Below are 14066 nucleotides of genomic sequence, written 5' to 3'. Positions count from 1 at the left end.
AAGCCAACAGTTTAAGTAATAAACGTAAGTGCAACGACCCTTGGGAAGGCAAGATTTGTTATTGACTCGTCGATTTATCCATACGTCTCATACATTGCTTTACTTATTTCTATGAAACTTTTCGAGAATCTGGTTGCTTACAATAACTATATGGGGGGGCCACCGCCGCTCGATAAAGACTTCGATGTGAGTGAATTAGAAGTATTTCAGCGACATTGGGAAAAGGGAGAAATGCCGCTCATTCGGCATGATTTCTATTCCATTCGCTTAGTAGAGGAATTAAAAACAGATTTAAATCCTGGCCATCACACCACAAGGCCCGAAGTTCCTTTTCTGCTCTTCAAATCTCCTTTTCAGGTACTATCCTGGCAAACGCAGCCTGGCTTTAAGAAAGGATGGCATCTCACCTTTACCGATGCGTTTCTTCAGGAGCGTCCGCAGATTAGTAACATCATTCAGGAATTTCCTTTTCTGCATTTAGAAAAAGCTATTCCTTTTACTGTGTCGGCTTATGACCGGGATGCACTCGTAAAAGTCTTTCATAAAATGCAGGAAGCGTATCAATCGGATAGTTTAGATCGATTTGCCCTGATTGCTTCTTATTTGCATATTATGTTGTTCCGAATCAAAGGATTATATGCAAAAGCAGCTTCGGCCGATCCCACGCTGGGAATGATGGTTAGGGAAAGTGACGATGCTTTGTATGATGATTTCATAAATTTGATTGACTCGCCCGAGCATAGGACGCATCAATCAGTGACTGACTTTGCCAGAGAGCTGGACGTTACCCCAGGTTACCTGAATGCCGTTACCTCCCGGATAACGGGAGAGGACGTTCGTGCTCAGATTCACGACCGAATCATTACGCAAGCGAAAGATTTATTACTAAATTCTGGCCTAGGTCTAGAAGAGCTGGCCCGGAAGCTGGAGTTCAGGCAACTTACGGATTTTAACGCTTTTTTTGAAAAATACGTGGGACTTAGTCCCTTACAATTTCAGCAAAAATCTCGTTAATTAACGCCTTAGATCACCCTATCCGAAGAGGAACGGAACCGTCCTCTTCCGGGGTTTCGTTTTCGGTTTTTGGAGGGAAAAGAGCCCTACTTTTCAACTCATTTCTAGCGAAGTACAGATAAATCAACCAGACAGTAACCATGCTCGCCAGGGCTACCCAGATCTCTTCCACCAGCACAGTTATACCCCAGCATACGAGTAATAGGGCCATTGTAAATAGTAGATACCTGAATCGGTACGGCTGTTTGATTTTAGGCAGTGTAGTTAAACACAATGACCCCGCGTATAGAGACATGCCGAGCGTTAATAACCATCGCTGCGAATCTTCCTGAGCTACGGCTCCACTAACGGCCAGAGCCAGCGTTCCGGTACCCAGGTATAAAGGCATATGCCCGAAGGAATGACGTAATCCGTCGTTTTGAATCCGGCCAATGATGAATTCTTCCTGGTGAAAAAAATACCACCACCAGATTGTAACTACCAACACTAACCCACAAAAGGCAGAAATAAGCATGGAGTCGTCCCACAGTCTTTCGGTAAGGCTATTGGATAGATTCATTACGTTCTGTTCGACTACAATCAGCGTAAAAACGCCCAGCCGTTGCGGAAAATGTTCTTTCGTGGGAGCTACTTTCCTAAGTTCGTCCCGAGCGATCCAGGGCGTAGCAAGGTCAATCACTAACCCAGCTATTTTCAGGTAAATGCCATAATCAGTCCAGAAAGCTCCGAGAATCCAGAGGCTAAGTCCACCGCTAAACCCTATCAGCAGATGCCTGGCGGGTCGGCGAACGTCGGAATCGTTGATGATTGTATAAACGTAAAGTACCAGCAGTATAAACCGGGCAGCAATGTAAGACCACGTGAACCCTGCTATCTTATCATTAAACGTTTGCGGGGCCGTAACTGATAACAAAACGATAGGAATCAGGCTGATTAACAAAGCCGATTGCTGGAAAATGGAATTGCGGTCAAAACGATCAAAGTAAAAAGAAAAGCCCGTCCACAGCCACCAGGTTGGTAAAAAGAGCCAGCAATACTGAAGATATTCATCACCAGAGACCGGGCTACTTAACAGACTTGATAACTGTCCAATCACGGTACCGATTACTAAGTCATAAAAGGGCTCAATCCAGCGATCTGCTCGGGTCTGGCCCCGATCGTCTGTGTTGTTCTGGTTGGATGAGTGCTGATTCAAATTTCGAACGTGTGGGTTTTGTAGATTTTCTGTTTTTACAAGTCTAGACGGCCTTACCTGCCTAGCTATACAACAGACAAAATTATTCATGAAAAAGAGGTGCCACGGTTGGTGGAAGCGTAACTCCAACCGTAAAGACTAACATTTTCCAGCCTTCAAGGTTATGTTTATAACGATATGCCTTTAATCACGTCTGGTCTCTATGCACGCTCTTCAAAAACCCGCCCGTTTTCTCTGGTTTTGTTTTCTATTATTTGCTGGATTGTATTTTTCGAAAACGGTTCTGGTTCCCCTGACGATTGCGGGCTTGCTGGCGATGCTGGTATTACCACTCGCCACCTGGTTCGAAAAAAAGGGAATAAAGCGAGGCCTTGCGGCGGTTTTATGCCTTATGGTAATGCTCATCGCTATTGCACTGCTGTTGTTTGTTCTACAATGGCAATTTTCTGGGTTACTGGAAGATTTAAGTGGGATTGAACAACGGATCACGCAACTTGTTAGCGATCTTAAACAATGGATTAGCAGTAACCTGGGCGTGAGTCCAAAGAAACAGAATGAATTAATAAAAGAGCAGCAATCCTCAACTTCGGGGCAGCTTTCATCGGTCGTAACGGCAGTAATGAATTCATTAATGTCGGTAGCCGTCGATCTCATTTTAGTGTTAGTGTATATTTTTCTGCTGTTATTCTTCAGAAGTCACCTGAAAGCATTTGTACTGAAATTGACCCCGCCGGAAGATCACCTGAAAGCACGACAGGTCATTCAGAAAAGCAGCGAAGTAGCTCAGAGCTACCTCGGTGGTTTGGGCGGAATGATTGTTACCCTTTGGGTCTTATACGGCGTAGGTTTCAGCATTGTAGGAGTAGAACATGCCATCTTTCTGGGTATCCTGTGCGGACTTTTTGAGATCATCCCTTTCATAGGAAACCTGACCGGAACGGGATTAACCGTACTGATAACCATCGCTCAGGGCGGCGACAGCTCCATGATTATTGGCATTATTCTGGTATATGGGTTGGTTCAATTTGTTCAGACGTATGTACTTGAACCCTTAATTGTAGGTTCAGGAGTAAACATTAACCCTTTATTTACCATTCTCGGCATCGTGATTGGCGAAACCATTTGGGGTATTCCGGGAATGATTTTAGCCTTACCACTAATCGGAATTATTAAAATTATCTGCGACCACGTAGAAGCCTTACAACCCTACGGTTTCCTGATTGGAGAAAATAAAAAGAAAGATGATACCAGTATTATGGATAAGATTAAAGGACTTTTTGGGAAGTCGTAGAAAGGCATGATAGAGGGGGGGCGTTACACTGGCGACAGGAGGGTAAAGTTATTCATGTGATTTCGTGACCTTTAGATTAATTATCATTTCCCAGTCAGACGCGATGAAGCCGCGTTTCTACGTTATAATGGTAATTAAGCTAAGCTGTAGAAAAGTAAAGTTCTTCGTCTTAATCAGAAAGACATTTGTAGTAAACGCTTGCACAAGAAGTGCTCAAACACTAAAACGACCCCTACTTTTTCAGTGAAAGTAGTCCATTAAGCAATTCTTCATTAAACTCGCCAATGGTTGTCTGTTGTAAAACCTGATGAATCTGATCTCGTATAGACTTGAACTGATCGTGCAACGGGCAGGGGTTAACTTCCGAGCATTGGCTCAGCCCCAGGGCACAGCCGTAAAATAGGCTATTGCCATCCACTGCTTCTACAACCTCGCTTAAAGGTTTCTTGAGCGAAGATTCCTGCATGTAAAAACCGCCGTTAGGGCCTTTCGTTGAACTGATGATGCCTTGCCGGCTTAAATTCTGGAGAATTTTTGCCAGATAAAGCTCGGGGGAATCGATCCCGGCTGCAATATCCTTGATACCCGTTTTATGCCCCGTCGTGGATTTATGAGCGATGTAGAATACCGCTCGAATCGCGTATTCACAAGTTTTAGAAAAAATAGCCATGACTGCTGTGTGAAAGGACAAAACTAATAAAAGATATTTTTGTCCTTTATAAAATTACCGATATGTTTGCAAAATCAATAAAGGATAAAAAGGTATTAATATCATTTATAACATGACAAACGATCAGAAAGCTTTAATTCGAGCGACAGTTCCGGTATTAAGAGAGCACGGCGTAGCCCTGACCACTTACTTTTACAACCGATTGCTAACGCATAATCCCGAATTGAAAAACGTGTTCAATAGTGCCAATCAGCGGACGGGAGCCCAACCAACGGCACTGGCGATGTCGGTTCTAGCCTATGCCGAACACATTGATAACCCTGAAGTACTTTCCCAGGCCATTAACCGTATTGCTCATAAGCACGTCAGTCTGGACATTCGACCAGAGCAGTATGCCGTTGTAGGTAAGCACTTACTGGCTTCCATCAGTGAGGTATTAGGTGAGGCGGCTACCTCTGAATTACTCGAAGCATGGGGTTTGGCATATCAGCAACTGGCTCAAGTCATGAGTAATGTCGAGGCCAATCTGTACAGCAATACCGTTGCGAAAGCAGGAGGCTGGAGCAGTTGGCGACCCTTTGTGGTTCAGAAGAAAATTCGTGAATCAGAAGAAATTACTTCTTTTTATCTGTATCCTTCGGATGGCGGTAACGTAGCCGACTTTTTACCAGGACAATTCATTACAGTTCGTCTTTTCGTTCCTGAACTTCAGGTGCTTCAGCCCCGTCAGTATAGCATTTCCTGTGCACCCAACGGCAATTACTACCGAATTTCGGTGAAGAAAGAACGAGGCAGTGTTGAAGGCCCAGCGGGCTTCGTCAGTAACTTGCTGCATGATAAAATTCAGGAAGGGGATATACTGGAAGTCGCTCCACCAGCGGGCGATTTTATACTGGATGTAACGACAAATAATCCCATTGTTTTCATCAGCGGTGGGGTAGGATTAACCCCGTTTATGAGTATGCTGGAGTACCTGATTCAGACCGGGAAAGATCGTGCTATTACCTGGATTCACGGGTGTCGAGGGTATGAAGTACATGCGTTCAAAGACTCGGTAAGCGAACTTGGAGGCCGCCACCAGCAAATGGCAATTCATACCTTTTATGACAAACTGGATGACCATCCGCAGGAGTTCTACTACGAAGGTTTTGTCGATCTCACTAAGGTAAAGGAAGCCATCGTCCCACAAGCCGATTATTACATCTGTGGCCCTGCGGTATTCATCAAAAAACACGTGGAATACTTACGAAGTCAGGGTGTTAATTCTCAGTTTATTCACTTTGAAGAATTCGGTCCGGCTATTTTAGTCGTTTGATAGGGAAGCCCGTTCAGGGTCTTTTATGTGAAGTATGGCTTTGTTTTAGGAGGCATAAGAGGCTGTCTAAAATGACATTTCAACTAGAATTAAGTATTTTCTTTCGTTCTGGAGGGTGTCATCTACTCCTCCCACCCTGTCATCCAGAGTGGAGCAACTGCGGGAAGCAGGCTTCGTTTAAAGCCATTTCTTGAAGTTGCCAGTTAATGCTTGTAAACAAATATAGTTTTTCCTTAAGTAGAGACGCGACTTTATTGCGTCTGGGTAGAGGCGATTTTTGTTACTCCCGTCCCCTGGCTGGTGTCCTCACCAGCCCTTACTAAGAGCCTAATGGTTGGTGAAGACACCAACCCTGGCGGAAATTTCCCTTAAGTAGAGACGCGACTTTATCGCGTCTGGGTAGAGGCGGTTTTACTACATTGGTTGATGAAAAGGCATTTTTGTTATTCCTATGTTATCCTCATCTCCCGGCCAGACGCGATGAAGTCGCGTCTCTACATTATAATGGATAATTGTAATGGTATTAAGCAGTAGAAAAGTGAGTGTTGGGCAGGAAAATGACGCTTTTCTCAAACATCCGCTATACAGTTGCGGACGAGCAGCGGGTACATTTATGAAAAGCTAAAAAAATCCATAGAGGCGTTTTTTAGAATTATTCTATACAAATAGAACGCCTATAACTTATCTTTGAAACCTGATTTTTACTGAAATAAGTTATTATTCTACGAAGTAACGATTCAATCGTTCATGATTATCCGTATATCAGGAGTCTTACTCCTTTGCTTATTTTTTCTTTCTTCCCAGGCTCAGGTAATCATTAAAGGACGTGTCAGAGAGGCTCAGGCCCCTCAGCGAGCTTTGTCGGGAGCCAGCGTCCAAATAACCGCAACCCAGCAGGGCACGGTGACCAACGAGGACGGTTACTTCGAAATTCAAGCTACCACGCCCGTTTCCAGTCTTACCATCAGCCACGTAGGCTACCAAAGTCAGCGAATCGTATGGACGAGTGATACTTCCTTTATTGAAGTAAGCCTGGTTATGGCTGACGGGCAGGGTTTAAAGGAAGTAACGGTAACGTCGAAATATTATAAACCCTACCACCTGAGTACGGTTTCGAGTGCTCTTCGTTTACAAACGCCGCTGATTCACCTTTCCCAGAACATTCAGGAAGTCAGTGCGGATGTCATCTACGATCAGGGGAGTTTTAATATGACTGACGGCGTAGCCCGGAATGTAAGCGGCGTTATTCGGCAGGAGGTTTCCAATAACCTGGGCCCCTACATGTTTATGCGGGGCGGCCAGATTTCCACGCTTCGCAATGGCATTGACCTCACCCCGATTTATCGTGGACCCGTCCCCGAAGATGCGGCTATTATCGACCGGGTAGAATTCATGAAAGGCCCCTCGCTGTTCATGAATAACATTGGCGATCCCGCTGGAACGTTTAACGTGGTAACTAAACAGCCTACCGGCACGCCCCATTATTCGGCTACGGCCATGGGGGGGAGCTGGAATTTCTACCGATTGGCCGTCGATCTAGATGACGTGCTGGACGCGAAGAAAAAACTTCAGTATCGGCTGAACGTCATGGGTATGACCAGTAAGTCCTTCGTTACCTATGATTTTAATCGCCGATTACTAGTAGCTCCGGTGCTGAAGTATCAATTTAGCGACCGGACTTCCCTGACTGCCGAGTACAATTATCAACAATTTGGGTATGCCCTGATGAGTCCCATCGTCATGACGCCGAATGGCTTTGCAACCTTACCGAGGGATTTTACCATTCACGAACCCAACCTCCCCCCTTACCACGTTCGGGATCAAACGGCCTTTCTGACTTTCTCGCATGCCTTTAGTAAAAACTGGTCGGTAACGGCTCGGGGGGCTTTGATGCAGAATGATTATGAAGGTATTTACATGTGGGTGACGGGCGTAAATACTGCCAATCCGAATGTATTGCTGCGAAATCCCAAATACGATCTGGCCCGTACGCAGGTTTATTCCCAGCAGGCTTTTGTGAATGGAAAAATCAAAACAGCGGGGTTAACTCAGCAAATTCTGGCGGGAATTGATGTGAATCAGAAAAGATTTCGGGCGGATAGTTACGTAACGTATGATACCTACACCGACGCAGCCGGAAAAATGCAACCCCGCTATTATCCACTGAATATCAATGCTCCTGAATACCATATTGAAATGCCAACCTATCAGACACCGGGCGGTTTTTCCAAGGGTAACACGAATCAGTCCATTCGTTATTACTCGCTTTATGCCCTGGATGAACTGACTTTTCTCAAAGATAAACTTCGCCTAACCCTGGGCGGTCGTTTTACTTCCGTGGAAACCCGGAACAACGTCTCTGCTGTGATTACCTCCTCAAAAGATCAGGTTTTTACGCCGCGGGTAGGCGTAAATTATAGCGTTCTGCCCTCGTTTTCAGTCTATGCTTTACTCGACCAAACGCTGATTCCGCAGGCGGGCCTCATGAGTAATGGAGAAGCCATTCGACCGTTGGAAGGATTAAACCGCGAGATTGGATTAAAGAAAGACTGGCTCGAAGGACGCTGGAATACGACGCTTTCCTTCTATTCCATCAAACGAAATAACATAGTTGCCACCGATCCGAATAATGCACTGTACCGATTGCAGGTAGGGAAAACACACGCCAGGGGCATCGAACTGGATGTGGTTGGGGAACTAGCACCGGGTTTAAATGCAGTGATTAACTACGCTTACAATGATTCCAAAATTGATGCGGATGTAAACCCAGCATTGGTGGGTGCCCGCCCGCCCATGTACGTCAAACACGTGCAGAATACCTGGTTAAATTATCAGTTACCTGGTCGGGTGCTATCGGCTTTTTCCGTATCGGCGGGGTATCAATATCAGGGCGGACGGGGCGAACGTTATGCAACGGCTGTTGTACACTCCACCCCGGATTTCTTCCGGCTGGACGGTGGACTGGGTTGGCACCATAAACGATTGAAAGCTAATTTGTTAATTAATAATATTTTGAATAAAAACCTGATTGCCACACCCTGGTTTCGCAATGGGTTATACTATTGGGTTCCGCAGGCTCCGATCAATGCCCGCCTGAGTGTTCATTACGTAATTTAGTCCCACTTCCCATGTTGAAAGCAGTAAATCTAACCAAAGCGTACGGCTCGCATATTGCTCTGCATCAGCTCAATCTGGACATCCAGCCGGGAGAGATCTATTGTTTGCTGGGCTCGAATGGTGCGGGTAAATCCACGACGATTAACCTTTTTCTGGGGTTTATTCCTGCCTCCAGCGGTCAGGCGTTTATCAATGGCATTGAGGTATCGGTGAATAATCAGGCTACGCGAGATATGGTGGCGTACATTCCTGAAATTGTAAACCTGTATCCGACGCTTTCGGGCATGGAAAATCTGGAGTTTTTCAGTGGACTTTCAGGTTTCAGTTATACCAAAGACGAACTTGGTCAGTTTATGCAGGTGGCTGGTTTACAGACTTCCGCTTTTCATAAACGGGTGTCGTCGTATTCGAAAGGCATGCGGCAGAAAGTGGGCATTGCTATTGCATTGGTCAAAAAAGCAAAAGTCTTGTTTCTGGACGAACCTACCTCTGGACTGGACCCGCACGCCAGCAATGAATTTTCCGAGATCATTACCCGCCTTAGTCAGCAGGGCGTGAGCACCTTAATGGCTACGCACGATTTACTTATGGCCAAAAACCTCGGTCACCGCATCGGCATCATGCATCAGGGCAAACTCTGCCAGGAGCTAATCTCCAGCCAGGTAACCCACGCCGACCTCACGCGGATTTATATTGATTTGGTGAAAGAAATGTAGTTGGGCGTTTAGAGTTTGGGGTTTAGAGTTTTGAGTTGAACCTCTAAACTCTAAACCCCAAACTCTAAACCCTAAACTCCCAACTCTAAACAAAGCTCATGATTCAACTAATCATACAAAAAGAACTTCGGGAGATATTTCGGACTGCTAAGGTGGTTTGGTTATGGGTCGGAGTGCTGATACTGATGGGATTGGCTTTGTATAATGGCTATTCTTATTATAGGTCGCACAGTCAGTTGTTACGAGAGTCGCAGCAGGTTACCTATCAGCAGTTTATTTCGCAGGGGGATAAAAACCCGCACCTGGGTGCTCATTTCGGCTTTTACGCCTACAAACCCACGGCCGATCTGGCCATGATTGACAATGGCATCGAAGATTATACGGGAAATTCCTTTTACCTCGAACCCCACAAACGCGGCGTCGTTCGTTTTCGGGAGGTGACGGATGCCACGGGTATTCGAAGTTTTGGTTTCTTTAATGTGGGGTATTTCGCCCAGTTTATATTACCCCTTTTCATCTTTTTAATGGCCCATAATATCTTCTCTAAAGAATGGGAAAACGGCACGATCAAGATGATTCTCAGCTCAAAAGCCAGTACAACGCAGATTTTTACGGGTAAATTACTCGCCTGTCTCATCCTGGTTTTTTCTATATTAATAATCCTGGGCCTGAGTTCTCTCGCCCTTCTCAGACTGGGCCAGGAAACCGTAAACTGGACTTCATTGCTGGAAGCATATGCCTGTTACTGGCTTGGATTAGCCTTGTTTTCGGTGTTAATCACCATCATTGGTGTTTCCGTTTCTTTACTGACCCGCAACTCGTCGCTTTCGCTCGTCAGTTTATCAGGCTTCTGGTTACTGGGCGTTTTTCTCATTCCGCGTTTGGCCAGTGAACTTTCCAAACGCATGTATCCCTCCATCACTTCACTGGAATTTGAAAATACAACCTTTCACGAAAAAGAATACGGCGTAAATGGCGAAGGGACCAAAGACGAGCGACGTGCCATCCTGGAAAAAGAAACATTGAAAAAATATAGTGTAACCCGGCTGGAAGATCTGCCCGTTTTTTACATTCCTATTACCATCGAATTTTTTGAAGAGTCCGATGGGAAAGTAATGGATCGGGCGTATGAGGCAGTGGATAAAAATGAAAGTCGGCAAAACGCTCTGGTGCAGGCTTCGGCGGTATTATCGCCTTTTCTGGCTTTCCGTGATTTCTCGATGCGAATCACGGCAACGGACATGAAAACGCACAATGATTTTGCCGAAAAAGCGGAATTACACCGTCGGAAAGTAGGAGTTATTGTGGATGATTTCTATCAGAAAAATACGGTTGCGGGTAACGATTTCTGGAAAACGGTACCCCAGTTTACCTACCACGCTCCGGGCATCGCCTGGCGATTAACCTCAGCGGCTCCTTCCATTCTGATCTTATTCGGCTGGACACTCGGGTCTATTTTATTAATGCTTTTTTCCTACCGCAAGATGACCGTGTAGGAACAGAGGCATAGCACAAACGCATGAAATTATCCATTGCTAGGGTCGTATTAGACCTTGAACTGAAAATATTATCGCGGAATAAAGTGCTGCTGGCTCTCTTTGCCATTATGCTTGTGATGCTACTTTCGGCCCTGTGGATCGGGAATAGTATGTACCGGAAACAGGAACAGACGATTGGTAAAATCAAGGCTCACGAGGCAGAAATGCTGGACAGTCTTAAAACCCGGATTCGCCGGATTGAGGCCAACCACAGGGTCTATCCGGGCTTCATCTGGGACGATCCTACCTTTGCGTATAACACCGCCCGTAACGAAGGTCCCAAATTTGCCGTTAAGAAACCTTTTGTTTTACAGGCCATTAACGTCGGACAAAGTGATATTCAGCCATTTTACTATAAGGTCTATATTAACAAGAAACAGTATCTGACTTACGAAGGAGAAATCGATAATAGCTTCCTGCAATTCATCGGTAATTTTGACTTTGCCTTTGTGGTCATTTACTTATTTCCGCTGCTGATCATTGTCTTTACGTATAATGTACTCTCCATTGAAAAAGAGCAGGGCACCTGGGTACTATTAAAGACCAGTAATCAGTCAATTGCCAACCTGATTCGATTGCGGGTGAGCATTCGTTACCTGCTCTTTACCAGTCTTTTCTGGCTGCTAGTTATTCCTATGATGGTATTGCTGCTGGGGAGTAGTTTTCTGCTAACCTCAAACTGGTGGTGGACCTTCGTTCTCGTTTCGATGTACTTCGGTTTTTGGTTTGCGTTATCCTTTTTGGTGAACAGCTTTTCAATGCCCTCGACGGTTAACGCCATGGTTTTGATTTTCCTCTGGCTTTTTACAGGCATCCTCATTCCAAACGTATTACAAATTGGGCTCAGTCAGGCTTACCCCATTCCCAGCCGGATCTCCCAAACCAACGAAGAGCGAAAAGCAGTGAATACATACTTCGAAAAAGACGGTCAGTTATTAACGAAAGAAGTTTTTAGCAACCCCCGAACCCAAATTCGTCAGGCCTCGATTGTCACGCCCGGCATGGTGTATGGGTATGGGGTTATTGTCTATAAAAGTCAGGAAATTAAAGACGCGGCGGCTGAAATAGCCGAGCAGCAATTATACGGACAAATTAAAAAGCAACAGGCCGCCATTCGGGCCTTTCAGCTCATCAGTCCGGCTTTGATGATGCAGGAAGAGCTTTCGGCTTTGTCTGGCACGCACTGGTACCAGTTCAATACCTTCAGTCGGGACGTAGACCAGTTCCGTAAGCGAACCCAGCAGTTTTATTACCCCAAAATGGCCCACGAATCAACCTATCGTACCTTTAACGTAAAAGATGCCGAAGCCATCCCAACTTTCCAGCCACGGGAATACAAGGATTATCGTTGGAGTAATACCTGGCTTTCATTCCTGAGTTACCTAGCCCTTATCGGGCTGTTGGGCTGGGTAGGTTACCGAAAGCTACTCGATGCTCAGCGGTAGTTAATAAGCCCTTATGCGGCGGCTCCCCAACGAATAGAAATTATTTATTTCGGTGCTGTTTATGTCGAATGCGGCTCAGGGTTTCGCGGGAGACGCCCAGGTAAGTAGCTACCAGATGCAGAGGAATCCTTCGGAATATCTCAGGATGGGTCTTCATGAAGTCTTCGTATTTTTCCTCGGCGGTATAACTCAGGTTCATGTAAATCCGTTGCACGCTATCGTTCATACTTTTCTCCCGTAACCGATCAGAAAACGACCTGAAAACGGGCATGGCCTCAAATAACTCTTCCATCGTTTCCCGCGTCCAGATCAATACTTGTGAATCTTCCAGAGCCTCAATTCTGTAATGGGAAGATAGCTGACTCATATAACTTTCATGGTCAATGATCCAGTCGTTTTCCGCTGCAAACCGCATCGTGGACTCCGTGCCATCTGCCCGCACCCGATACATTCTTAACAAGCCTTTTAATACAAATATTTTGTGCCGACAAATGTCACCTTCCCGCAATAATAATTGGTGCCTTCGTAACTGAAGTAGGCTGGAGCAAGCCGTAATCTTCTCAATTTCAAGGTCCTGTAGTTGCTCAAATGAGCGTATGTATTGTTCAAAATTAGCGGATGTCTGTCTCATAAACGGGTACCTATACGAATGACCAATAAATCGTAGGAAATGGCTTACTGGTGAAATTTGTGTCAAATGACCTCGTTTTGGGGGGAGTGATTAGGCCACCTTTGCTGAGGTAAACGAGAGTATTCAATTCTAATACGAACTAAAGGAATTATGCGAGTTTTTGTTACAGGAGCTTCCGGTTTTATTGGCTCCGCCATCGTTCAGGAATTAATAGAAACAGGACATCAGGTCGTAGGACTGGCCCGTTCTGAAAGCTCAGCTCAGGCGTTGCTTCATGCCGGGGCTGAAGTCGTACGGGGAAGTCTTGAAGACCTCGATAGTCTGAAAAAAGGGGCTGCTGAAGCCGATGGTGTCATTCACACCGCCTTTATTCATGACTTTTCCCAGTACCTTGCTGCCGCCGAAACGGATAAACGTGCCATCGAGGCCATCGGTTCCGTGCTGATGGGGTCTAATCGTCCGTTTATTGTTACCGGAGGAATTTTAGGGCTCCGAACCGACGGAAATCTGACTACCGAAGCTGATGCTTCTTCGGGATTTCCCCGGGCTTCTGAAGTAGCGGCCCTGAGTTTAACGGAGAAGGGCGTAAACGTCTCGGTTATTCGTCTACCCCCCTCCGTTCATGATGCTGGCGATCAGGGATTTATTCCTTTCATTATTCAAACCGCCCGACGAACAGGTGTTTCAGCGTATGTGGGAGAGGGCACCAATCGTTGGCCAGCCGTGCACCGGCGGGATGCGGCTCAGCTTTACCGACTTATCCTTGAAAAAGGAAAAGGAAGCCGTCGGTATAATGCCATTGGCGATGAGGGCATTCCGCTCCGACAAATTGCCGAAGTTATTGGGAATGAGTTAAATCTTCCGGTAGTCTCCATAACCCCGGAAGAGGCTTCTAGTCATTTTGATTGGATGAGCCGATTCATTACCTATGATAACCCTGCTTCGGCGGAGCAAACCAAGATGGAATTGGGCTGGAACCCTACGCACCTGGGTTTATTAGAAGACTTGCAATTGGGGCATTACTTTAACAAGTAGTGGTGAATCATACATACCCGGATTAGTTTCCGGGTATGTGTTTTGTTAATGGTAAAATGAATGTTTTCTTAATTGATTATTCTAAATAAAAAGGGTAAG

At 45.6% G+C, this 14066-nt stretch carries 11 protein-coding genes; 8 read left to right on the top strand and 3 right to left on the bottom strand.

What is annotated here, in order from left to right; all coding sequences use genetic code 11:
• Nucleotides 1–111: 111 nt before the first annotated feature.
• Nucleotides 112–1014, top strand: coding sequence for an AraC family transcriptional regulator (locus QE390_RS22520; protein ID WP_307143988.1), 903 nt, complete (start codon nucleotides 112–114; stop codon nucleotides 1012–1014).
• 13 nt (nucleotides 1015–1027) lie between these two features.
• Here the strand turns inward: QE390_RS22520 and QE390_RS22515 are convergent, their stop codons facing one another.
• Nucleotides 1028–2209 carry a low temperature requirement protein A gene (locus QE390_RS22515; RefSeq protein WP_307143987.1) on the bottom strand — a complete coding sequence of 394 codons (1182 nt, stop codon included), beginning with the start codon at nucleotides 2207–2209 and terminating at the stop codon, nucleotides 1028–1030.
• 202 nt (nucleotides 2210–2411) lie between these two features.
• Between QE390_RS22515 and QE390_RS22510 the strand changes: the two genes are divergently transcribed.
• The gene (locus QE390_RS22510; RefSeq protein ID WP_307143986.1) at nucleotides 2412–3500 is read left to right on the top strand and encodes an AI-2E family transporter; all 1089 of its coding nucleotides are present in this window, start codon (nucleotides 2412–2414) and stop codon (nucleotides 3498–3500) included.
• Nucleotides 3501–3732: 232 nt separating this feature from the next.
• Here QE390_RS22510 and QE390_RS22505 read toward each other — a convergent pair whose 3' ends face one another.
• Nucleotides 3733–4170, bottom strand: coding sequence for an Rrf2 family transcriptional regulator (locus QE390_RS22505; RefSeq protein WP_307143985.1), 438 nt, complete (start codon nucleotides 4168–4170; stop codon nucleotides 3733–3735).
• 112 nt (nucleotides 4171–4282) lie between these two features.
• Here QE390_RS22505 and hmpA point away from each other — a divergent pair, with 112 nt between their 5' ends.
• The 5 genes from hmpA (at nucleotide 4283) to QE390_RS22480 (ending at nucleotide 12301) form a co-directional block, all read left to right on the top strand.
• Nucleotides 4283–5485: an NO-inducible flavohemoprotein gene (hmpA, locus tag QE390_RS22500; protein ID WP_307143984.1), complete on the top strand. Its 1203-nt coding sequence runs from the start codon at nucleotides 4283–4285 to the stop codon at nucleotides 5483–5485.
• Nucleotides 5486–6232: 747 nt separating this feature from the next.
• Nucleotides 6233–8602: a TonB-dependent receptor gene (locus QE390_RS22495; protein ID WP_307143983.1), complete on the top strand. Its 2370-nt coding sequence runs from the start codon at nucleotides 6233–6235 to the stop codon at nucleotides 8600–8602.
• 11 nt (nucleotides 8603–8613) lie between these two features.
• On the top strand, nucleotides 8614–9318 hold the full coding sequence (locus QE390_RS22490) for an ABC transporter ATP-binding protein (protein WP_307143982.1): 705 nt from the start codon (nucleotides 8614–8616) through the stop codon (nucleotides 9316–9318).
• 98 nt (nucleotides 9319–9416) lie between these two features.
• Complete coding sequence (locus QE390_RS22485; RefSeq protein ID WP_307143981.1) at nucleotides 9417–10814, top strand: DUF3526 domain-containing protein; 1398 nt, start codon at nucleotides 9417–9419, stop codon at nucleotides 10812–10814.
• Nucleotides 10815–10837: 23 nt separating this feature from the next.
• Complete coding sequence (locus QE390_RS22480; RefSeq protein WP_307143980.1) at nucleotides 10838–12301, top strand: DUF3526 domain-containing protein; 1464 nt, start codon at nucleotides 10838–10840, stop codon at nucleotides 12299–12301.
• A gap of 40 nt (nucleotides 12302–12341) precedes the next feature.
• Here the strand turns inward: QE390_RS22480 and QE390_RS22475 are convergent, their stop codons facing one another.
• Nucleotides 12342–12932, bottom strand: coding sequence for a Crp/Fnr family transcriptional regulator (locus QE390_RS22475; RefSeq protein WP_307143979.1), 591 nt, complete (start codon nucleotides 12930–12932; stop codon nucleotides 12342–12344).
• Between the two features lie 150 nt (nucleotides 12933–13082).
• Here QE390_RS22475 and QE390_RS22470 point away from each other — a divergent pair, with 150 nt between their 5' ends.
• Nucleotides 13083–13967, top strand: a complete 885-nt coding sequence (locus tag QE390_RS22470) for an SDR family oxidoreductase (RefSeq protein ID WP_307143978.1) — start codon at nucleotides 13083–13085, stop codon at nucleotides 13965–13967.
• Nucleotides 13968–14066: the final 99 nt, after the last annotated feature.

It is taken from the genome of Siphonobacter sp. SORGH_AS_1065 (genome assembly GCF_030818595.1).
GTDB lineage: Bacteria > Bacteroidota > Bacteroidia > Cytophagales > Spirosomataceae > Siphonobacter.
This window is presented reverse-complemented; position numbering and strand designations above follow the sequence as displayed.

What these genes read in the sequence shown, in the direction of transcription:
- QE390_RS22485 (WP_307143981.1), top strand. Translation starts at nt 9,417, where the DNA reads ATGATTCAACTAATCATACAAAAAGAACTTCGGGAGATATTTCGGACT.
- hmpA (WP_307143984.1), top strand. Translation starts at nt 4,283, where the DNA reads ATGACAAACGATCAGAAAGCTTTAATTCGAGCGACAGTTCCGGTATTA.
- QE390_RS22505 (WP_307143985.1), bottom strand. Translation starts at nt 4,170, where the DNA reads ATGGCTATTTTTTCTAAAACTTGTGAATACGCGATTCGAGCGGTATTC.
- QE390_RS22480 (WP_307143980.1), top strand. Translation starts at nt 10,838, where the DNA reads ATGAAATTATCCATTGCTAGGGTCGTATTAGACCTTGAACTGAAAATA.
- QE390_RS22490 (WP_307143982.1), top strand. Translation starts at nt 8,614, where the DNA reads ATGTTGAAAGCAGTAAATCTAACCAAAGCGTACGGCTCGCATATTGCT.
- QE390_RS22475 (WP_307143979.1), bottom strand. Translation starts at nt 12,932, where the DNA reads ATGAGACAGACATCCGCTAATTTTGAACAATACATACGCTCATTTGAG.
- QE390_RS22470 (WP_307143978.1), top strand. Translation starts at nt 13,083, where the DNA reads ATGCGAGTTTTTGTTACAGGAGCTTCCGGTTTTATTGGCTCCGCCATC.
- QE390_RS22495 (WP_307143983.1), top strand. Translation starts at nt 6,233, where the DNA reads ATGATTATCCGTATATCAGGAGTCTTACTCCTTTGCTTATTTTTTCTT.
- QE390_RS22510 (WP_307143986.1), top strand. Translation starts at nt 2,412, where the DNA reads ATGCACGCTCTTCAAAAACCCGCCCGTTTTCTCTGGTTTTGTTTTCTA.
- QE390_RS22520 (WP_307143988.1), top strand. Translation starts at nt 112, where the DNA reads ATGAAACTTTTCGAGAATCTGGTTGCTTACAATAACTATATGGGGGGG.